Consider the following 18330-nt stretch of genomic DNA (forward strand, 5'->3'; position numbering starts at 1 on the left):
CGGTGGCGGCGCTGCGGCACGACCTGGCGGCCGTGATCGTGGCCGCGCTGCTGGTGGGCGGCACCTTCATGGTCATCACCCAGGCCGGCATGGTGGCGGCCCGGCGCCTGGCGGGCGCGGCCGCGCCTCGCGCCGCCGCCCTGATGACGGCGGCCTTCGCCGCCGGCCAGATCGTCGGCCCGCTGCTGGCCGCCTGGGCGGCGCGGCTGGGCGCCAGCCTGCCGCAGACGCTGGCGGCGGGCGCGGTGCTGCTGGCGCTGTCGGCCTGGGGCTTGGGGAAAATCACGGCCGCGCGCGGCAGCGCTGGGCATAATGCAGTCGACCCGAGGGGCAAGACCCCCTGAGGCCGCACTCATTATGAAAGAGGAGTCCCCAGCATGAAACCGTTGCGCCCCCTGATCGCCGCCCTGGCCGCCATGGCAGCCGTCGTCGCCCCGGGCAGCCAGGCCCACGCACAGGCCGCCGACTGGCCCGCCAAACCCATCACCATGATCGTGCCCTACGCGCCGGGCGGCTTCGCCGACACCCGCGTGCGCCTGCTGGCGCGCAAGCTGGGCGAATCGCTGGGACAACCCATCGTGGTCGAGAACAAGGCCGGCGCCGGCGGCGTGGTCGGCACCAACCTGATCGCCAAGGCGCAGCCCGACGGCTACACCATCGGCACCGGCAACCTGGCGCCGATGGCGGTGAACCCGTCGCTGATGAAGGAAATGCCCTACAACCCGCAGAAGGACCTGGCGCCCGTCATCCTGCTCGAGAACAGCCCGCTGGTGCTCAGCGTCAACAATGAGCTGCCGGTCAAAACGCTGGCCGACCTGATCGCGCTGGCCAAGAAGCAGCCCGGCAAGCTGTCGTTCGGCTCGTCCGGCGTGGGCGGCGCGCACCACCTGTCCGGCGAGATGTTCCGCGAGCAGGCCAGCATCGACATCGTGCATGTCCCCTACAAGGGCGGCAGCCTGGCCGCGACCGACCTGATGGGCGGCCATATCTCGATGATGTTCGAGATGGGCTATTCGGCGCTGCCGGCCATCCAGGGCAAGAAGATCCACCCGATCGCGGTCACCTCGGCCAAGCGCCTGGACGTGCTGCCCGACGTGCCGACCATGGCCGAATCGGGCCTGGCCGGCTTCGAATCGTATAACTGGCAGGGCATCGTCGCCCCGGCCGGCACCCCGGCGCCCATCATCGCCAGGCTCAATGCGGAGTTCAACCGCATCCTGAAGGAACCCGACGTCCAGAAGGCCATCGCCGACACCGGCAGCCAGGCCGGCGGCGGCACGCCCGAGGACTTCGCCGCCTTCATCAAGAGCGAAACCGAGAAGTGGGCCCACGTCATCAAAGCTGGAAACATCCAGCTCCAGTAACCCACGCCCCAGGAGCGCGCCATGACATCCCGCCTTTGCGAACGACTTGAACTCGACCAGCCCGTCATCCAGGCCCCCATGGCCGGCGGGGCCACCACGGTGGCGCTGGTGGCCGAATCATCGCGGGCGGGCGTGCTGGGCTCGCTGGGCGCCGCCTACCTGAGCGCCGCCCAGATCGAGGAAGCCGCCGGCGCGATCCGCGAACGCACCGACCGCCCCTACGCCATCAACCTGTTCGCGTCCGTGCCGGACCAGCCCTACCAGGGCGACGGCGCCCGCCTGCTGGCGTTGATGGCGCGCTATCACGCGCAACTGGGTCTGGACGCACCCGCCATGCCCGGCCCGCAGGCCGACCCGCTGGCGACGCAGATCGAAGCCGTGCTGCGCGCACGGCCGGCGGTGTTCAGCTTCACCTTCGGCCGCATCGCGCCGGACGTGCTGGCGCGCTGCCGCGAACTGGGCATCCTGACGGTGGGCACGGCCACGACCGTGCGCGAAGCGGTAGCGCTGGAACAGGATGGCGTGGACGCCGTCGTGGCCCAGGGCTATGAGGCCGGCGGCCATCGCGGCACTTTCCTGGACGATTTTGACCAGTCGCTCATCGGCACGCTGGCGCTGGTGCCACAGGTGGCCGACGCGGTCTCGGTGCCGGTGATCGCCTCCGGTGGCATCATGGACGGCCGCGGCATCGCCGCCGCGCTGGCGCTGGGCGCGCAGGCCGCTCAAATGGGGACGGCCTTTCTGTCCACCGAGGAATCCGGCATCAGCGAAGCCTACAAGGCCGTGCTGCCCGCCTCCCGCTCCGAGCAGTCGCGCATCACCCGGGCCTTTTCCGGACGGCCGGCGCGCGGCATCGCCAACGCCTTCATGCGCGACATGGACGCGAGTCCGTCCGACATCCTGCCCTATCCGCTGCAGAACGCGCTGACGCGGCCCATGCGCAACGCCGGCGGCCGCGCCGGCAATATCAACGTGCTGTCGCTGTGGGCGGGCCAGGGCGCGCCCATGGCGCGGCGCGAGACCACCGCCGAACTGGTGCGCCGGCTGGCCGTGGAGACCGCCGCGGCCCAGGCCCGGCGCTAATCAGGGACCGATTTCCGGAAGGGCCGTCCGCCGGGCGGCGCCCGCCTCGCCCTCCGGATTGTCCCTGATTGTGAAAAGACTGTTCCACTCGTTGCTTAGCAGATTGTGATCACAAATCGTCGGGATACAATGGCCCCTCGCCGCCGGTTACAGATCGGATTTCCTGTCCCGGCATATGAGTAACAGGGCGCTTCCCGACGCAGCCTGTTCTGCCAGCGCTGCGGCCCCTTGCCCGCGCCGGGCGGACTGGCCGGCAAGCACCGCCGCCGAAACACCCTTTCGTTGCCCATGCCCGCTCACACCCGCAGCACCCCCGAATTCGCCCTGCGCCTGGACGGCGTCGCGCTCGGCTATGGTGAATTCACCGTGCTGCGCGACATCTCCATGGAAGTGCGGGCCGGCCAGGTCGTCGCCATCATGGGCGGCTCCGGCTCGGGCAAGACCACGCTGTTGCGCGCGGCCACCGGCCAGCTGATCGCCCAGCGCGGCACCGTCCAGGCTTTCGGTCAGGACATCGCCGCCGTCGACGCCGCCGGGATGCAGTCGCTGCGCAAGCGCATGGGCGTGCTGTTCCAGCAGGGCGCGCTGTTCACCGACCTGAACGTCTTCGAAAACGTTGCTTTTCCGCTACGCGAGCACACCCGGCTGAGCGAGGCCGAGCTGACCGAGCGCGTGCTGGACAAGCTCGACGCCGTCGGCCTGCGCGCCGCCGCCCACCTGAAGGTCGCCGAGGTGTCCGGCGGCATGGCGCGCCGGGTCGCGCTGGCGCGCGCCGTGGTGCTGGAGCCCGAGCTCATCCTCTATGACGAGCCCTTCGCCGGCCTGGACCCGATTTCCATGGGCATCACCGCCCGCCTGATCCGCGACCTGGCCGACCGCCTGGGCTGCGCCTCGGTGCTGATCACCCACGACGTGCAGGAATCCTTCGCCATCGCCGACCAGGTCTATCTGGTCGGCCAGGGCGAGCTCAAGGCCGCCGGCACCCCGCAGATCCTGTCGCAATCGCAGGACCCCTACGTGCAGCAATTCCTCAAGGGCGAACCCGACGGCCCCGTCGCGTTCCAGTACCCCGAAACACCGGCCTTCAAGAAATGGCTGGCGCAGCAACAGGGGCGCAAGGCATGAGCAATCCCATCTCCACGTTGGGCGGCTGGATCCGGGGGCAAATTTCCGGCATCGGCTACTTCACCCGTTTCTTCCTGGGCATGCTGGGACGCAGCGGCATCGCGTTCTCGCGCCCGCGCCTGGTATCGCAGCAGGTCCACTTCATCGGCAATTACTCGTTGCTGATCATCGCCGTGTCCGGCATGTTCGTCGGCTTCGTGCTGGGCCTGCAGGGCTATTACACGCTGAACCGCTACGGCTCGTCGGAAGCGCTGGGCCTGCTGGTGGCGCTGTCGCTGGTGCGCGAGCTGGGACCGGTGGTCACGGCGCTGCTGTTCGCCGGCCGTGCCGGCACCTCGCTGACCGCCGAGATCGGCCTGATGAAGGCCGGCGAGCAACTGTCGGCGATGGAAGTGATGGCGGTGGACCCGATGCGCCGCGTGCTGGTGCCGCGCCTGTGGGGCGGCATCATCGCCATGCCCATCCTGGCGGCGGTGTTCTCCATGGTGGGCATCCTGGGCGGCTGGGTGGTCGGCGTGCTGATGATCGGCGTGGACGCCGGCGCCTTCTGGTCGCAGATGCAGAACGGCGTGGACGTCTGGAACGACGTGCTCAACGGCGTCATCAAGAGCCTGGTGTTCGGCGTCACCGTGACGCTGGTCTCGCTTTACGAAGGCTGGCAGGCCAAGCCCACGCCCGAAGGCGTGGCCCGCGCCACCACGCGCACCGTGGTGGTGGGATCGCTGGCGGTGCTGGGCCTGGATTTCCTGCTTACGGCCTTGATGTTTGGAAACTGATACGGATTGATCATGTCACGCGAAAAAACCGACTTCTGGGTAGGCCTGTTCGTACTGCTGGGCGCGGCCGCGCTGGCGTTCCTGGCGTTGCGCGCCGGCAACCTGAGCGCCTTCTCCTTCGCGCCCACCTATACCGTCACGGCGAATTTCGATAACGTGGGCGGCCTCAAGGTGCGCGCGCCCGTCAAGAGCGCCGGCGTGGTGGTGGGGCGGATCGCCGGCATCTCCTTCGACGACAAGACCTTCCAGGCGGTGGTGTCCATCAACCTGGAAACGGCCTACCAGTTCCCCAAGGACTCGTCGGCCGCCATCCTGACGTCGGGCCTGCTGGGCGAACAGTACCTGGGCCTGACGCCGGGCAGCGAAGAAGAGAACTTTGCCGAAGGCGGCAAAATCCGCTATACCCAGAGCGCCGTCGTGCTTGAGCAGCTGATCAGCAAGTTCCTCTACGGATCGGCTGAAAAGCAAGGCTCGGGCGGCGCTCAGGAACCGGCCAAGACGCCCGCGAATTAAGGACTAACCGGCACGCGGTATTGCCTGCCGCGCAGCCGTCGCTTATAAGAAAATGTTGATAGGGATGCCCTGATCATGAACAAGCACGCTCTTTCCCGCATCGCCACCGTCGCTGCCGCGGGCGCACTGATGGCCGGCTGCGCCGCGCCCAAGAACCCGGATCCGCGCGATCCCTGGGAAGGCTTCAACCGGGGCGTCTACAAGTTCAACGATTCGGTCGACCGGGTGGTCTTCAAGCCCGTCGCCCAGGCCTACACCTACGTCACGCCGCAGCCCGTGCGCAGCTGCGTGCACAACATCTTCAGCAACGTCGGCGACCTCTGGTCCGGCGCCAACAGCATGCTGCAGGGCCGCGGCCACGACTTCGTCAACACGCTGGGCCGCTTCCTGTTCAACACCACCATGGGCGTGGGCGGCTGCTTCGACGTCGCCTCGGCCAACGGCGCGCGCAAGATCCCGAACGACTTCGGCACCACGCTGGGCGTCTGGGGCATCGGCCAGGGCCCATACCTGGTGCTGCCGATCATCGGTTCGTCCACCATCCGCGACGGCGTCGGCCTGGCCGGCGACTGGTACGGTCGCAAGGCCACCTACACCAGCATCAGCGCCATCGACAACGTGCCGCTGCGCAACTCGCTGTGGGGCCTGAGCGTGGTGGACTCGCGCGCCAGCCTGCTGGACGCGACCAACATGGTCGATCGCGTGGCGCTGGATCCGTACAGCTTCGTGCGCGACGCCTACCTGCAACGCCGCGCCGCCATGGTGCTGGGCCAGAAGGTGGAAGACGAGTCCGCGCTGCCCAACTACGAAGACGACGAGGACGGCGCCAAGAACAAGGGCGCCGCCCCCGCCATGGCGCCGGTCATCCAGCCCGCCAAGTAAGCCCACGCCGCCCGCGCGGCGCAGCAAGGAGAGTTCATGCGGTTTTCATTGTTTTCGACGTTCAAGCGGCTGGCGGTTGCCGGCCTGATGAGCCTGGCCGCCGCCGGCGCCCATGCCCAGACCCAGCCCGACCCCAACGGCCCGGCCGACAAGTTCGTGCTGGCCGCGGCCGACCAGGCCCTGACCGTGCTCAAGAGCGACGGCGCGGTCAAGGCCGGCGACACGGCGCGCATCAACCACGTGGTCGACCAGTACATCCTGCCCTACGTGAATTTCCAGAAGACGACCCGCCTTGCCGCGGGCCGCTACTGGCGCCAGGCCAGCGACAAGCAGAAGCACGACCTGGCCGAGGCCTTCCGCGGCACGCTGGTGCGTACCTACAGCGGCGCGCTGACCCGGGTCGACAACAACACCAAGGTCAGCCTGGTGCCGACCCGCAACAGCCTGGACGGCGACGACGTGGTCGTGCGCACGCAGATCAGCCAGACCAACGCCGCGCCCGTGGGCGTGGACTACCGCCTGGAAAAGACGCCGCAAGGCTGGAAGATCTACGACATGAACGTCGAAGGCATCTGGCTGATCGAGAACTACCGCAACCAGTTCGCGCAGCAGATCAACCAGAACGGCATCGACGGCCTGATCCAGGCGCTGAACCAGCGCAACCAATAGGCGGCCGGCTCCGGCCTCAGCCAGCCTGGCATGCCCTCGCGGCACGCCGGGCTTTTTTTCGCCCGCGGGCCGCGCGACAGCGCCACGCTTTTCAGCGAAATGCCAGAATCGGTAAATTCAGGGACGCATAACCTCGGAACGCCCCGGTCCACGCCGTGGCCATAGGCGCGCCGCGCCGCCATGCGTATATATAATGACCGATTCGCGCTTTGCCGGACGCTCCTGCGCGTCCGCAAACTTGGTCACCCCTCTGGTCATACCTGGTCAGCCCCTGGTCCCCCGGCAAACCGCCGACCCCGCCGCCATGTCCGCAGTCAGCCTCGAAAACGTATCCAAAATCTATGCGCCGCGCTCGCGCGGCCTGGGCAGGCTGTTCGGCCGCGCGCCCGGCCCGGGTTTCCAGGCCCTGAACGACGTCAGCCTGCGCATCGAGCACGGCGAGTTCTTCGGCCTGCTGGGCCCCAACGGCGCCGGCAAGACCACGCTGATCTCCATCCTGGCCGGCCTGGCGCACGCCACCTCCGGCCGCGCCTCGGTCTGTGGCTACGACGTCGTGGCCGACTACAAGTCGGCGCGGCGGGCGCTGGGCGTGGTGCCCCAGGAACTGGTCTACGACCCGTTCTTCACCGTGCGCGAGACGCTGCGCATCCAGTCGGGCTATTTCGGCCTGCGCAAGAACGACGACTGGATCGACGAGATCCTGTTCAACCTGGGGCTGGCCGACAAGGCCAACTCCAACATGCGCGCGCTGTCCGGCGGCATGAAGCGCCGCGTGCTGGTGGCGCAGGCGCTGGTGCACCGCCCGCCCGTGATCGTGCTGGACGAGCCCACTGCCGGCGTCGATGTGGACCTGCGCCGCACGCTGTGGGAATTCATCTCGCGCCTGAACAAGGCCGGCCACACCATCATGCTGACCACGCACTACCTGGAAGAGGCCGAGGCCCTGTGCGGCCGCATCGCCATGCTCAAGGGCGGCCGCGTCGTGGCGCTGGACACCACCCAGGCGCTGCTGGCGCGCGTGGGCGGCGTGGACCTGGAAGACGCCTTCGTGCGCATCATGCACCAGGACGACGCCCCCGCCGTCCGCAGCCCGCAAACCGTAGGGACCCCGCAATGACGCAACCCGCCGCGCCCGCCAGCCAACCGCTGGTGCAGCCCCGCCTGGACGCGGGCTCGGGCTTTCCGACCCTGCTGCGCAAGGAATTGCTGCGCTTCTGGAAGGTCAGCTTCCAGACCATCGCCGCGCCGGTCATCACCGCGCTGCTGTACCTGCTGGTGTTCGCCCACGTGCTCGAAGGCCGGGTCATGGTCTACGGCAGCGTGCCGTACACCGCGTTCCTGATCCCCGGGCTCATGATGATGAGCATGCTGCAGAACGCCTTCGCCAATCCGTCGTCGTCGCTGATCCAGAGCCGCATCACCGGCAACCTGGTGTTCATGCTGCTGCCGCCGCTGTCGCACCGCGACATCTTCGCCGCCTACGTGCTGGCCGCCGTGGTGCGCGGCATCGCCGTCGGCATTTGCGTCTGGGTGGTGGCGCTGTACTTCGTCTCGCTGGTGCCGGCGCATCCGCTGTGGCTGGCGGTGTTCGCCGTGCTGGCCTGCGGCATCATGGGCGTGCTGGGCCTGATCGCCGGCCTGTGGTCCGAGAAATTCGACCAGCTCGCCGCCTTCCAGAACTTCCTGATCATGCCGGCCACCTTCCTGTCCGGCGTGTTCTATTCCATCCACACGCTGCCCGCCTTCTGGCAAGGCGTGTCGCACTGGAACCCCATCTTCTACACCATCGACGGCTTCCGCTACGGCTTCTTCGCGGTGTCCGACGTCTCGCCGTGGCGCAGCCTGGCGGTGGTGGCGGGGGTGTTCCTCGCGCTTTCGATCTACGCGCTGCGGCTCCTGGCCAGCGGCTACAAACTCAGGAACTGAAGTCCATGCTTCCCACTCCCGCGCAAGTCCGCCAATACATCGCGGACGGCCTGCCCTGTGAACATCTGGACGTGCAAGGCGACGGCTCGCATTTCGACGCCGTCATCGTCAGCGCCGCCTTCGAGGGCAAGCGCCTGATCCAGCGCCACCAGCTGGTCTACGCGGCCCTGGGCGACCGCATGAAGGCCGAGATCCACGCGCTGTCGATGCGCACGCTGACCCCGGACGAATACCGGCAGGCCGGCGAATAATGGACAAGCTGCGCATCACCGGCGGCGCCCGCCTGCACGGGGAAATCTCGATCTCGGGCGCCAAAAACTCGGCCCTGCCGATCCTGTGCGCCAGCCTGCTGACGGCCGACGCGCTGTCGCTGGCCAACGTGCCGCGCCTGAACGACACCGGCACCATGCTGAACCTGCTGGCCCGCATGGGCGTGCGCGCCGAGCGCGGCAATGACGGCATGGTCACGCTGCAGGCCGACCGGGTCGACAGCCTGGAAGCGCCTTACGAGCTGGTCAAGACCATGCGCGCGTCCATCCTGGTGCTGGGCCCGCTGGTGGCCCGGTTCGGCGAGGCGCGCGTCAGCCTGCCCGGCGGCTGCACCATCGGCCAGCGTCCGGTGGACCAGCACATCAAGGGCCTGGCCGCGCTGGGCGCCGAGATCAGCATCGAGCACGGCTTCGTGGTGGCGCGCGCCAAGCGCCTGAAGGGCGCTTCCATCCGCACCGACATGGTCACCGTGACCGGCACCGAGAACCTGCTCATGGCGGCGGTGCTGGCGGACGGCCGGACCATCCTGGAAAACGCCGCGCGCGAGCCCGAGATCGTCGACCTGGCGGAACTGCTCATCAAGATGGGCGCCCGCATCCAGGGCCACGGCACCGACCGCATCGTGATCGACGGCGTCGAGCGCCTGCACGGCGCCGAGCACCGCGTCATCTCCGACCGCATCGAGGCCGGCACCTTCCTGTGCGCCGTGGGCGCGGCCGGCGGCGACATCACGCTGCGCGACACCGATCCCGGCATCCTCGGCGCCACGCTGGACAAGCTGGTCGAGGCCGGCCTGACCATCGAGACCGGCCCCGACTGGATCCGCGGCGCCATGTCCGCGCGCCCCAAGGCCGTGGGCTTTCGCACGCACGAATATCCCGGCTTCGCCACCGACATGCAGGCGCAGCTGATGGCGCTGAACACCGTGGCCGACGGCACCTCGGTGGTCGTCGAGACCATCTTCGAGAACCGCTACATGCACGTGCAGGAACTGCGTCGCATGGGCGCCGACATCGACATCGACGGCCACACCGCCATCGTGCGCGGCGTGCCCAGGCTGTCGGGCGCCACCGTCATGGCGACCGACCTGCGCGCCTCGGCCAGCCTGGTCATCGCCGGCCTGGCCGCGGACGGCGACACGCTGGTGGATCGCATCTATCACCTGGACCGGGGCTACGACCGCATGGAACTGAAACTGCGCGCCCTGGGCGCCGACATCCAACGCGTCAGCGGCAAGGAGAATGCTTGATGAGCGAAACCACCACGCCGCTGACCCTGGCCTTGTCCAAGGGGCGGATCTTCGAGGAAACCATGCCCCTGCTGGCCGAGGCCGGCATCGAGGTGCCCGAGAATCCGGAAAGCTCGCGCAAGCTGATCCTGCCGACCAGCGATCCCGGCCTGCGCCTGATCATCGTGCGCGCCTCCGACGTGCCCACCTATGTGCAGTACGGCGCGGCCGACCTGGGCATCGCCGGCAAGGACGTGCTGATCGAGCATGCCGCGCAGCAGCCCGGCGGGCTGTACCAGCCCATCGACCTGAACATCGCCAAGTGCCGCCTGGCCGTGGCCGTGCGCAAGGGCTTCGACTACGAGGCCGCCGTGCACCAGGGCGCGCGCCTGCGCGTGGCCACCAAGTACGTGCAGTCAGCCCGTGAACACTTCGCGTCCAAGGGCGTGTACGTCGACATCATCAAGCTGTATGGTTCGATGGAGCTGGCGCCGCTGGTCGGCCTGGCCGACTGCATCGTCGACCTGGTCTCCACCGGCGGCACGCTGCGCGCCAACGACCTGGTGGCGGTCGAGGACATCATGCCGATCTCCTCGCGCCTGATCGTCAACCAGGCCGCGCTGAAAACGCGCGGCGCGCGCCTGCAGCCGCTGCTGGACGCCTTCGAGCGGGCCGCCGCCCGCAATGCCTAACCCCAGGCCGCCGCGCCCGCGCGGCGGCCGTCGCCAGACCCCATGACGCCATGGCCCTGATCAATCGTCTCGACTCCCGCGATCCCGGATTCGCGTCCGCCCTGTCCAAGCTGCTGGCCTTCGAGGCCGCCGAGGACGAATCCATCGACCGCGCCGCGGCCGGCATCCTGGCCGACGTGCGCGCCCGCGGCGACGCCGCGCTGCTGGAATACACGCAGCGCTTCGACCGCGTGCAGGCGGGCAGCGCCCAGGCGCTGGAGATCCCCAAGGCCGACTGGCATGCCGCGCTGGCCGCGCTGCCGGCCGCCCAACGCGACGCCCTGCAGGCCGCCGCCGCCCGCGTGCGCGCCTACCACGAGCGCCAGCGCGCCGAGACCTGGACCTACACCGAAGCCGACGGCACGCTGCTGGGCCAGCAGGTCACGCCGCTGGACCGCGTCGGCCTGTACGTGCCGGGCGGCAAGGCCGCCTATCCCTCGTCGGTGCTGATGAACGCGATCCCGGCCAAGGTCGCCGGCGTGCCGGAACTGGTCATGGTCACGCCCACGCCCGACGGCGCGCGCAACCCCATCGTGCTGGCCGCGGCCGCCATCAGCGGCGTGGACCGCGTGTTCGCCATCGGCGGCGCGCAGGCCGTGGGCGCGCTGGCCTACGGCACCGCCACCGTGCCGGCCGTGGACAAGATCGTCGGCCCCGGCAACGCCTATGTGGCCGCCGCCAAGCGCCGCGTGTTCGGCGTGGTCGGCATCGACATGATCGCCGGCCCCAGCGAGATCCTGGTCATCTGCGACGGCAAGACGCCGGCCGACTGGATCGCCATGGACCTGTTCTCGCAGGCCGAGCACGACGAGCTGGCCCAATCCATCCTGCTCTGTCCCGACGCCGCCTTCCTGGCCGAGGTCGAGGCCGCCATCGCGCGCCTCCTGCCGACCATGCCGCGCGCCGACATCCTGCGCGTCAGCCTGGCCAACCGCGGCGCGCTGATCCAGGTGCGCGACCTGGACGAAGCCTGCCGCATCGCCAACGACATCGCCCCCGAACACCTGGAGATCTCCACCGAGAACCCGGAACAGTGGACCGCGAAGATCCGCCACGCCGGCGCGATCTTCATGGGCCGCTACAGCTCCGAGGCGCTGGGCGACTACTGCGCCGGCCCCAACCACGTGCTGCCGACCTCGCGCACGGCGCGCTTTTCCTCGCCGCTGGGCGTGTACGACTTCCAGAAGCGCTCCAGCCTGATCCAGGTCTCGCGCGAAGGCGCCCAGACCCTGGGCCGCATCGCCGCCGAGCTGGCGCTGGGCGAGGGCCTGCAGGCGCACGCCGCCAGCGCCCAGTACCGGCTGGACCAGCCATGAGCGGCCAAGCCGCGGCCGCCGGCAAAAACACCCAGCTGCCCCCGTCCGGCGCCCGCATCGCCGCCACCGTCCGCGCCGATGTCCGCGCCCTGGCCGCCTACCCGGTGGCCGAGGCGACCGGCTGCATCAAGCTGGACGCCATGGAATGCCCATACGAGCTGCCCGAGGCCGTGCGCGACGACATCGCGCGCGCCGTCCGCGACACGCCGCTGAACCGCTACCCCAGCGCCGACCTGTCCGCGCTGCAACAGGCGGTGCGCGCGGCCTTCGGCGTGCCGGACGCGGCCGGCCTGCTGTTCGGCAACGGCTCGGACGAGCTGATCCACATCGCCATCCAGGCCTGCTGCGCGCCCGGCGACGTGGTGCTGTCGCCCTGGCCGTCCTTCGTCTATTTCGACATGGCGGCGCGCTTCGACCACGCCCGCTTCGTCGGCGTGCCGCTGACCGAAGACCTGTCCCTGGATCTGCCCGCCATGCTGGCCGCCATCCGCGAGCACCAGCCCAAGCTGGTGTTCCTGGCCATGCCCAACAATCCCACCGGCGGCCTGTGGCCGGCCGAACAGGTCCAGGCCGTGATCGACGCCGCGCCCGGCCTGGTGGTGATCGACGAGGCCTACCAGCCCTTCGCCGACGGCACCTGGATGCCGCGCGTGCTGGACCTGCCCAACGTGGTGGTCATGCGCACCGTGTCCAAGATCGGACTGGCGGGCCTGCGCTTCGGCTACATGGCCGGCAGCCCTGACTGGATCGCCGAGCTGAACAAGGTGCGCCCGCCCTACAACCTGGACGTGCTGACCCAGGCCGCGCTGCTGGCCGTGCTGCGCCACAAGCCGGTGCTGGACGAGCAGGCCGCCCGGCTGCGCGCCGACCGGGGCCCGCTGGCCGCGGCCCTGGCCGCCTTGCCCGGCACGCGGGTTTTCCCTTCCGCCGGCAATTTCGTCCTGGCCCGCTTTTCCGGCAAGATGGATGGCAACGCCGTGCATCTCGCCCTGAAAACGCGCAAAATATTGGTGCGCAACTTCTCCGGCGCCCACCCGCTGCTGGCGGACTGCCTGCGCATCTCGGTTGGCTCCCCCGCCGAAAACGCCGCCCTGCTGGCCGCGCTGCAAGAAATACTTAGTTAATCGAGTCCCGACATGCGTACCGCAGAGATCACCCGCAACACCAACGAAACCCGCATCCGCGTGGCCGTCAACCTGGACGGCACCGGCAAGCAGACGATCGACACCGGCGTGCCGTTCCTGGACCACATGCTGGACCAGATCGCGCGCCACGGCCTGATCGACCTGGACATCAAGGCGGAAGGCGACCTGCACATCGACGCGCACCATACCGTCGAGGACGTCGGCATCACGCTGGGCATGGCCATCGCCAAGGCGGTCGGCAACAAGGCCGGCCTGCGCCGCTACGGCCACGCCTACGTGCCGCTGGACGAGGCGCTGTCGCGCGTGGTGGTGGACTTCTCCGGCCGCCCGGGCCTGGAGTACCACATCCCCTTCACCCGCGCCCGCATCGGCGACTTCGACGTGGACCTGACGCGCGAATTCTTCCAGGGCCTGGTCAATCACGCCCTGATCACGCTGCACATCGACAACCTGCGCGGCGTCAATGCCCACCACCAGTGCGAAACGGTCTTCAAGGCCTGTGGCCGCGCCCTGCGCATGGCCATCGAGGTCGACCCGCGCATGGGCGACATCGTGCCGTCCACCAAGGGCGTGCTGTAACGTCCGCGATCTTCCGCACCGCATCAGGCAGACAGAATTGACCACTATCGCCATCGTCGATTACGGGATGGGCAACTTCCATTCCGTCGCGCGCGCGCTCAAGTACGCCGCCCCCGACGCCGACATCCGCATCTGCAACCAGCCCCATGAGATCGACGCGGCCGACCGGGTCGTGTTCCCCGGCCAGGGCGCCATGGCCGACTGCATGCGCACGCTGAACGAATCCGGCCTGCGCGAAGCCGTCGAGCGCGCCGCGCGCGCCAAGCCGCTGCTGGGCGTGTGCGTGGGCGAACAGATGCTGTTCGACCGCAGCGAGGAAGGCGGCACGCCCTGCCTGGGGATCTTCCCCGGCGTGGTGCGCCGCTTCGCCGGCCCGCGCTACGCGCCCGTCGTCACGGGCGAGGGCGAGGCCTGCGCGTCCGACGCCGGCCAGGCCGGCGCCGCGCCGACCGGCGCCGAATTGCTCAAGGTGCCGCACATGGGATGGAACAAAGTGCGCCAGACGCGCTCTCATCCTGTGTGGGCCGGCATCCCCGACGAGACGCACTTCTATTTCGTCCATAGTTATTACGCCGATCCCGCCGATCCCGGCCTGACCGTCGGTGAAACCGATTATGGCGTCGGCTTTACCTGCGCAGTCGCGGCAGCTAACATTTTCGCGGTGCAGTTCCACCCGGAAAAGAGCGCCGAGCACGGTTTGCGCCTGTATCGCAATTTTGTAGACTGGCAGCCTTAACCCAGGCTCAGGCCTGCCGCTCCAGCCCGTTCAACTCTCTTTCTTTCGCTACCATGCTGCTGATCCCCGCCATCGATCTCAAAGACGGGCGCTGCGTGCGCCTGCGCCAGGGCGACCTGGACGATGCAACGGTGTTCTCCGAAGACCCCGCCGCCATGGCCACCCGCTGGCTCGAACAGGGCGCGCGCCGCCTGCACCTGGTCGACCTGAACGGCGCCATCGCGGGCAAGCCCCGCAATGAAGTCCCCATCAAGGCCATCCTGGATGCCGTGGGCGACGAGATGCCCGTCCAGATCGGCGGCGGCATCCGCGACCTCGACACCATCGAGCGCTACCTCGACGCCGGCATCTCCTACGTCATCATCGGCACGGCCGCGGTCAAGAACCCCGGCTTCCTGCAGGACGCCTGCGGCGCCTTCCCCGGCCAGATCATCGTCGGCCTGGACGCGCGCGACGGCAAGATCGCCACCGACGGCTGGAGCAAGCTGACCCGCCACGACGTGCTGGACCTGGCCAAGAAGTTCGAGGACTACGGCTGCGAAGCCATCATCTACACCGACATCGGCCGCGACGGCATGCTCTCGGGCGTGAACGTCGAAGCCACGGTGCGCCTGGCGCAGCACGTGCGCATCCCGGTGTACGCCTCGGGCGGCATCGCCGGCATCCAGGACATCGAGGCGCTGTGCGCGGTCGAGGAAGAGGGCGTCGAAGGCGCCATCCTGGGCCGCAGCATCTACGAAGGCACGCTGGACTTCCAGGCCGCCCAGGCGCGCGCCGACGAGCTGTCCAAATGACCACGCCCGGCACGCAGGGCGGCGCGCCCGCGCAGAGCGCGCTGACCCGCCGCATCATTCCCTGCCTTGACGTCACGGCCGGCCGCGTCGTCAAGGGCGTGAACTTCGTCAACCTGACCGACGCGGGCGACCCCGTCGAGATCGCCCGCCGCTACAACGAGCAGGGCGCCGACGAACTCACCTTCCTGGACATCACCGCCACCAGCGACGGCCGCGACCTGATCCTGCCCATCATCGAGCAGGTGGCCTCGCAGGTCTTCATCCCGCTGACCGTGGGCGGCGGCGTGCGCCAGGTGTCCGACATCCAGCGCCTGCTCAATGCCGGCGCCGACAAGATCAGCATCAACAGCGCCGCCGTGGCCAACCCGGAACTGGTGCGCGCGGCGTCCGACTACCACGGCTCGCAATGCGTGGTGGTCGCCATCGACGCCCGCCGCGTATCGCAGCCGGGCGAGCCGGCGCGCTGGGAAGTGTTCACGCACGGCGGCCGCAAGGCCACCGGCCTGGACGCCGTGGCCTGGGCCCGCCGCATGGCCGCCTACGGCGCCGGCGAGATCCTGCTGACCAGCATGGACCGCGACGGCACCAAGTCCGGCTTCGACCTGGAGCTGACCCGCGCCGTGTCCGACGCCGTGCCGGTGCCGGTCATCGCCTCGGGCGGCGTGGGCAACCTGCAGCATCTGGCCGACGGCGTCACCACCGGCCGCGCCAGCGCGGTGCTGGCCGCCAGCATCTTCCACTTCGGCCAGCATACGGTCCGCGAGTGCAAGCAGTTCATGGCCGCGCAGGGCATCCCAACTAGATTGTGACCCACCCCGAGCGCTGCGCGCTTCCCCTCAAGGGGCGCAGCTGCGGACCGGCAAAGTCGGCTCCGCGCTGCCCCGCTTGTGGTGCAACGCTTGCTGCTGGGGGTGTCTTTCGAAGGAAGGATGCGGGCGGGATTCGGCTTGTGCGCCGCCATCCGCCTTGGCACCAACTGGCGCAGGCGCGCGTGCAACAAGGTATTGCCGTAAGATGATGGATCCCTGGCGCTTGCGGCGGCCAGCCGGCCGGATCGGCCGGCTGCACGCGGCGCGCGAGGACAACGGATGAATGACATGAGCAATGAACCCGCCTGGCTGGCCGATGTCGTGTTCGACAAGGACGGCCTGATTCCCGCCATCGCGCAGGATGCCGAGAACGGCCAGATCATGATGGTCGCCTGGATGAACCGCGAATCGCTGGCCGAGACGGCCGCGACGGGCCGCGCCGTGTACTGGTCGCGGTCGCGCCAGCGCCTGTGGCGCAAGGGCGAGGAATCCGGCCATGTGCAGCAGGTGCACGAGCTGCGCCTGGATTGCGACGGCGACGTGGTGCTGCTGAAGATCCACCAGGAAGGCGGCATCGCCTGCCACACCGGCCGCGCCAGCTGCTTCTACCGCCGCCTGGAAGGCCGCGCCGACGAGGCCGCCTGGGTCACCGTGGACCCGGTGCTGAAAGACCCCGAGCATATCTACAAATGACCGCCACCCAACTGAACGCGGGCGACGTGCTCGCCCGCGTCGCCGACACCCTGGAAACCCGCCGCCCCGAGAATGGCGGCGATCCGCAGGCGTCCTACGCCGCCAAGCTGCTGGCCAAGGGGCCCGACGCCTTCCTGAAGAAGATCGGCGAAGAGGCCACCGAGCTGGTCATGGCCGCCAAGGACGGCGTGCCGGAGCGCATCGTCAGCGAGACCGCCGACCTGTGGTTCCACTGCCTGGTCGCGCTGACCCATTTCAAGCTGCGCCCCGAGGACGTGCTGGCCGAGCTGGCGCGCCGCGAAGGGCTGTCCGGCCTGGCGGAAAAGGCCAGCCGCCCCAAGGATTGAAGACGGAAACCGGAAAAATGAGCGCCAACTGTATCTTCTGCAAGATCGCCGCGGGCGAGATCCCGGCCAAGAAAGTCTACGAAGACGAAGACTTCCTGTGCTTCCACGACATCAATCCGGCCGCGCCGGTGCATCTTTTGCTGATCCCTCGACGTCATGTCATATCCATGCAGGATATTACGGGTGAGGACGCAGTCTGGTTGGGTAGAATGATGGCACTGGTTCCGAAGCTCGCGGCCGAGAACGGCTGCAGCCCGGGCCCCGATGGCGGATTTCGGATCATGATCAATTCTGGCGTCGAAGGCGGCCAGGAAGTCCCGCATCTGCATTTCCACATTCTTGGCGGCGCGCGGCCCTGGAAAGGACGCGCGGCCCCCACTGCGTAACACGGAGAAACCGTCATGGGTAGCTTTAGCATTTGGCATTGGTTGGTCGTCCTGGTCATCGTGGCCCTGATCTTCGGCACCAAGAAACTGCGCAACATCGGGTCCGACCTGGGCGGCGCGGTCAAGGGCTTCAAGGAAGGCATGAAGGACGCCAACGGCGGCGACAAGCCCGCCGAACCCATCGCGCAGCAGCGCGTCTCGGGCGAGACCATCGACGTGCAAGCCAAGGAAAAGTCCAATTCCTGAGCCCTCGCGGCTTTCCCTCCGGGCCGCGCCCACGCCGGCCCATCCAGCCTTTCTTTCCGAGCGGCCATCGCATGTTTGATGTCAGCCTCACTGAACTGATGGTGATCGGCGTCGTCGCCCTGATCGTCATCGGCCCCGAACGCCTGCCCAAGGTGGCCCGCACCGTCGGCCACCTGCTGGGCCGCGCGCAGCGCTACGTCAACGACGTGAAGTCCGACATCCAGCGCGAGATCGAGCTGGACGAGCTGCGCAAGTTCAAGAGCGAAATGGAAACCGCCGCCCAGGACGTGCAGAAATCGATGCACGAAACCCAGGCGTCGCTGGAAGAACCGGTGCAACAGCTGCGCGCCGAGCTGGACGAGGCGGCCCGCGAAGTCAACGGCCAGCCGGCGGCGCAAGCGCCCGCCGCCGACGCGTCCGAGGCGCTGCCCGCGACGGCCCCGTCCTCGACGGGATCGCCTGCCGCAGGATCGCCTGCCGCAGGGTCGCCTGCCGCAGGATCGCCTGCCGCTCAGCCCCCCACCGAGCCCGCGCGCACCATCGCGCCGCCCCCGCAGAACCCCAATCTGGCCCTGGACCTCGGCCCCGAGCCGGCGCAGGCCACCGCGCCCGCCACCCCGGCGGCCAGCGAACCCGCGCCCGCCGCCAAGCCCGCCCCGCCCTCCGGAACGCCCACGTGACCCAGGACGCCTCCCCACGCGAAGACGGCCAG

24 protein-coding genes are annotated in these 18330 nt (G+C 68.8%); all 24 read left to right on the forward strand.

Going from position 1 to position 18330, the window contains the following annotated elements:
- Window positions 1-344 (forward strand): YbfB/YjiJ family MFS transporter (locus KDH83_RS20825; protein WP_212319391.1); only part of this gene is annotated, 344 nt, incomplete at its 5' end.
- Window positions 345-377: 33 nt separating this feature from the next.
- Window positions 378-1364: a tripartite tricarboxylate transporter substrate binding protein gene (locus KDH83_RS20830; protein WP_212319393.1), complete on the forward strand. Its 987-nt coding sequence runs from the start codon at window positions 378-380 to the stop codon at window positions 1362-1364.
- Between the two features lie 21 nt (window positions 1365-1385).
- A complete protein-coding gene (locus KDH83_RS20835; RefSeq protein ID WP_212319395.1) occupies window positions 1386-2447 on the forward strand; it encodes a nitronate monooxygenase in 1062 nt (353 codons plus the stop codon).
- A gap of 288 nt (window positions 2448-2735) precedes the next feature.
- On the forward strand, window positions 2736-3572 hold the full coding sequence (locus tag KDH83_RS20840) for an ABC transporter ATP-binding protein (protein ID WP_212319397.1): 837 nt from the start codon (window positions 2736-2738) through the stop codon (window positions 3570-3572).
- Complete coding sequence (mlaE, locus tag KDH83_RS20845; protein WP_212319399.1) at window positions 3569-4348, forward strand: lipid asymmetry maintenance ABC transporter permease subunit MlaE; 780 nt, start codon at window positions 3569-3571, stop codon at window positions 4346-4348. Before KDH83_RS20840 ends, mlaE begins: the two co-directional genes overlap by 4 nt.
- Before the next feature lie 12 nt (window positions 4349-4360).
- Window positions 4361-4861: an outer membrane lipid asymmetry maintenance protein MlaD gene (gene mlaD / locus KDH83_RS20850; protein WP_212319401.1), complete on the forward strand. Its 501-nt coding sequence runs from the start codon at window positions 4361-4363 to the stop codon at window positions 4859-4861.
- A gap of 75 nt (window positions 4862-4936) precedes the next feature.
- Window positions 4937-5743: a VacJ family lipoprotein gene (locus KDH83_RS20855; RefSeq protein WP_212319403.1), complete on the forward strand. Its 807-nt coding sequence runs from the start codon at window positions 4937-4939 to the stop codon at window positions 5741-5743.
- A gap of 36 nt (window positions 5744-5779) precedes the next feature.
- Window positions 5780-6412, forward strand: coding sequence for an ABC transporter substrate-binding protein (locus tag KDH83_RS20860; RefSeq protein WP_212319405.1), 633 nt, complete (start codon window positions 5780-5782; stop codon window positions 6410-6412).
- A gap of 304 nt (window positions 6413-6716) precedes the next feature.
- Complete coding sequence (locus tag KDH83_RS20865; protein WP_212319407.1) at window positions 6717-7529, forward strand: ABC transporter ATP-binding protein; 813 nt, start codon at window positions 6717-6719, stop codon at window positions 7527-7529.
- Window positions 7526-8338, forward strand: coding sequence for an ABC transporter permease (locus tag KDH83_RS20870; protein WP_103271993.1), 813 nt, complete (start codon window positions 7526-7528; stop codon window positions 8336-8338). Before KDH83_RS20865 ends, KDH83_RS20870 begins: the two co-directional genes overlap by 4 nt.
- 5 nt (window positions 8339-8343) lie before the next feature.
- Window positions 8344-8589 (forward strand): BolA family protein, encoded by a 246-nt coding sequence (locus tag KDH83_RS20875; protein WP_212319409.1) that lies wholly within the window; start codon window positions 8344-8346, stop codon window positions 8587-8589.
- Window positions 8589-9857, forward strand: a complete 1269-nt coding sequence (murA, locus tag KDH83_RS20880; RefSeq protein ID WP_212319411.1) for a UDP-N-acetylglucosamine 1-carboxyvinyltransferase — start codon at window positions 8589-8591, stop codon at window positions 9855-9857. The genes KDH83_RS20875 and murA overlap by 1 nt, the downstream gene beginning before the upstream one ends.
- Entirely contained in the window at window positions 9857-10528 is a 672-nt protein-coding gene (gene hisG / locus KDH83_RS20885; RefSeq protein ID WP_212319413.1) for an ATP phosphoribosyltransferase, read from the forward strand. Before murA ends, hisG begins: the two co-directional genes overlap by 1 nt.
- Before the next feature lie 50 nt (window positions 10529-10578).
- The gene (hisD, locus tag KDH83_RS20890) at window positions 10579-11883 is read left to right on the forward strand and encodes a histidinol dehydrogenase (protein ID WP_212319415.1); all 1305 of its coding nucleotides are present in this window, start codon (window positions 10579-10581) and stop codon (window positions 11881-11883) included.
- The gene (gene hisC, locus KDH83_RS20895) at window positions 11880-13007 is read left to right on the forward strand and encodes a histidinol-phosphate transaminase (protein ID WP_212319417.1); all 1128 of its coding nucleotides are present in this window, start codon (window positions 11880-11882) and stop codon (window positions 13005-13007) included. The genes hisD and hisC overlap by 4 nt, the downstream gene beginning before the upstream one ends.
- Window positions 13008-13019: 12 nt before the next feature.
- Window positions 13020-13607, forward strand: a complete 588-nt coding sequence (gene hisB, locus KDH83_RS20900) for an imidazoleglycerol-phosphate dehydratase HisB (RefSeq protein ID WP_103271988.1) — start codon at window positions 13020-13022, stop codon at window positions 13605-13607.
- A gap of 37 nt (window positions 13608-13644) precedes the next feature.
- Window positions 13645-14343, forward strand: coding sequence for an imidazole glycerol phosphate synthase subunit HisH (locus KDH83_RS20905; RefSeq protein ID WP_212319419.1), 699 nt, complete (start codon window positions 13645-13647; stop codon window positions 14341-14343).
- A gap of 53 nt (window positions 14344-14396) precedes the next feature.
- Window positions 14397-15137: a 1-(5-phosphoribosyl)-5-[(5-phosphoribosylamino)methylideneamino]imidazole-4-carboxamide isomerase gene (gene hisA / locus KDH83_RS20910; RefSeq protein WP_212319421.1), complete on the forward strand. Its 741-nt coding sequence runs from the start codon at window positions 14397-14399 to the stop codon at window positions 15135-15137.
- Entirely contained in the window at window positions 15134-15946 is an 813-nt protein-coding gene (hisF, locus tag KDH83_RS20915) for an imidazole glycerol phosphate synthase subunit HisF (RefSeq protein WP_212319423.1), read from the forward strand. Before hisA ends, hisF begins: the two co-directional genes overlap by 4 nt.
- A gap of 288 nt (window positions 15947-16234) precedes the next feature.
- Window positions 16235-16639 carry a phosphoribosyl-AMP cyclohydrolase gene (hisI, locus tag KDH83_RS20920; RefSeq protein WP_212319425.1) on the forward strand — a complete coding sequence of 135 codons (405 nt, stop codon included), beginning with the start codon at window positions 16235-16237 and terminating at the stop codon, window positions 16637-16639.
- Entirely contained in the window at window positions 16636-16986 is a 351-nt protein-coding gene (locus KDH83_RS20925) for a phosphoribosyl-ATP diphosphatase (RefSeq protein WP_103271983.1), read from the forward strand. Before hisI ends, KDH83_RS20925 begins: the two co-directional genes overlap by 4 nt.
- Before the next feature lie 17 nt (window positions 16987-17003).
- Window positions 17004-17372: a histidine triad nucleotide-binding protein gene (locus tag KDH83_RS20930; RefSeq protein WP_212319427.1), complete on the forward strand. Its 369-nt coding sequence runs from the start codon at window positions 17004-17006 to the stop codon at window positions 17370-17372.
- Window positions 17373-17387: 15 nt separating this feature from the next.
- Window positions 17388-17618 (forward strand): Sec-independent protein translocase subunit TatA, encoded by a 231-nt coding sequence (gene tatA, locus KDH83_RS20935; protein ID WP_088143704.1) that lies wholly within the window; start codon window positions 17388-17390, stop codon window positions 17616-17618.
- Window positions 17619-17689: 71 nt separating this feature from the next.
- Window positions 17690-18298: a Sec-independent protein translocase protein TatB gene (gene tatB / locus KDH83_RS20940; protein ID WP_212319429.1), complete on the forward strand. Its 609-nt coding sequence runs from the start codon at window positions 17690-17692 to the stop codon at window positions 18296-18298.
- The last annotated feature ends 32 nt before the right edge of the window (window positions 18299-18330 follow it).

It is taken from the genome of Achromobacter sp. Marseille-Q0513, from assembly GCF_018195695.1.
GTDB lineage: Bacteria > Pseudomonadota > Gammaproteobacteria > Burkholderiales > Burkholderiaceae_B > Achromobacter.

What these genes read in the sequence shown, in the direction of transcription:
- tatA (WP_088143704.1), top strand. Translation starts at nt 17,388, where the DNA reads ATGGGTAGCTTTAGCATTTGGCATTGGTTGGTCGTCCTGGTCATCGTG.
- hisD (WP_212319415.1), top strand. Translation starts at nt 10,579, where the DNA reads ATGGCCCTGATCAATCGTCTCGACTCCCGCGATCCCGGATTCGCGTCC.
- hisC (WP_212319417.1), top strand. Translation starts at nt 11,880, where the DNA reads ATGAGCGGCCAAGCCGCGGCCGCCGGCAAAAACACCCAGCTGCCCCCG.
- KDH83_RS20855 (WP_212319403.1), top strand. Translation starts at nt 4,937, where the DNA reads ATGAACAAGCACGCTCTTTCCCGCATCGCCACCGTCGCTGCCGCGGGC.
- KDH83_RS20840 (WP_212319397.1), top strand. Translation starts at nt 2,736, where the DNA reads ATGCCCGCTCACACCCGCAGCACCCCCGAATTCGCCCTGCGCCTGGAC.
- mlaE (WP_212319399.1), top strand. Translation starts at nt 3,569, where the DNA reads ATGAGCAATCCCATCTCCACGTTGGGCGGCTGGATCCGGGGGCAAATT.
- KDH83_RS20835 (WP_212319395.1), top strand. Translation starts at nt 1,386, where the DNA reads ATGACATCCCGCCTTTGCGAACGACTTGAACTCGACCAGCCCGTCATC.
- hisB (WP_103271988.1), top strand. Translation starts at nt 13,020, where the DNA reads ATGCGTACCGCAGAGATCACCCGCAACACCAACGAAACCCGCATCCGC.
- tatB (WP_212319429.1), top strand. Translation starts at nt 17,690, where the DNA reads ATGTTTGATGTCAGCCTCACTGAACTGATGGTGATCGGCGTCGTCGCC.
- KDH83_RS20830 (WP_212319393.1), top strand. Translation starts at nt 378, where the DNA reads ATGAAACCGTTGCGCCCCCTGATCGCCGCCCTGGCCGCCATGGCAGCC.
- murA (WP_212319411.1), top strand. Translation starts at nt 8,589, where the DNA reads ATGGACAAGCTGCGCATCACCGGCGGCGCCCGCCTGCACGGGGAAATC.
- KDH83_RS20860 (WP_212319405.1), top strand. Translation starts at nt 5,780, where the DNA reads ATGCGGTTTTCATTGTTTTCGACGTTCAAGCGGCTGGCGGTTGCCGGC.
- KDH83_RS20925 (WP_103271983.1), top strand. Translation starts at nt 16,636, where the DNA reads ATGACCGCCACCCAACTGAACGCGGGCGACGTGCTCGCCCGCGTCGCC.
- hisA (WP_212319421.1), top strand. Translation starts at nt 14,397, where the DNA reads ATGCTGCTGATCCCCGCCATCGATCTCAAAGACGGGCGCTGCGTGCGC.
- hisG (WP_212319413.1), top strand. Translation starts at nt 9,857, where the DNA reads ATGAGCGAAACCACCACGCCGCTGACCCTGGCCTTGTCCAAGGGGCGG.
- KDH83_RS20865 (WP_212319407.1), top strand. Translation starts at nt 6,717, where the DNA reads ATGTCCGCAGTCAGCCTCGAAAACGTATCCAAAATCTATGCGCCGCGC.
- mlaD (WP_212319401.1), top strand. Translation starts at nt 4,361, where the DNA reads ATGTCACGCGAAAAAACCGACTTCTGGGTAGGCCTGTTCGTACTGCTG.
- hisI (WP_212319425.1), top strand. Translation starts at nt 16,235, where the DNA reads ATGAGCAATGAACCCGCCTGGCTGGCCGATGTCGTGTTCGACAAGGAC.
- hisF (WP_212319423.1), top strand. Translation starts at nt 15,134, where the DNA reads ATGACCACGCCCGGCACGCAGGGCGGCGCGCCCGCGCAGAGCGCGCTG.
- KDH83_RS20930 (WP_212319427.1), top strand. Translation starts at nt 17,004, where the DNA reads ATGAGCGCCAACTGTATCTTCTGCAAGATCGCCGCGGGCGAGATCCCG.
- KDH83_RS20875 (WP_212319409.1), top strand. Translation starts at nt 8,344, where the DNA reads ATGCTTCCCACTCCCGCGCAAGTCCGCCAATACATCGCGGACGGCCTG.
- KDH83_RS20870 (WP_103271993.1), top strand. Translation starts at nt 7,526, where the DNA reads ATGACGCAACCCGCCGCGCCCGCCAGCCAACCGCTGGTGCAGCCCCGC.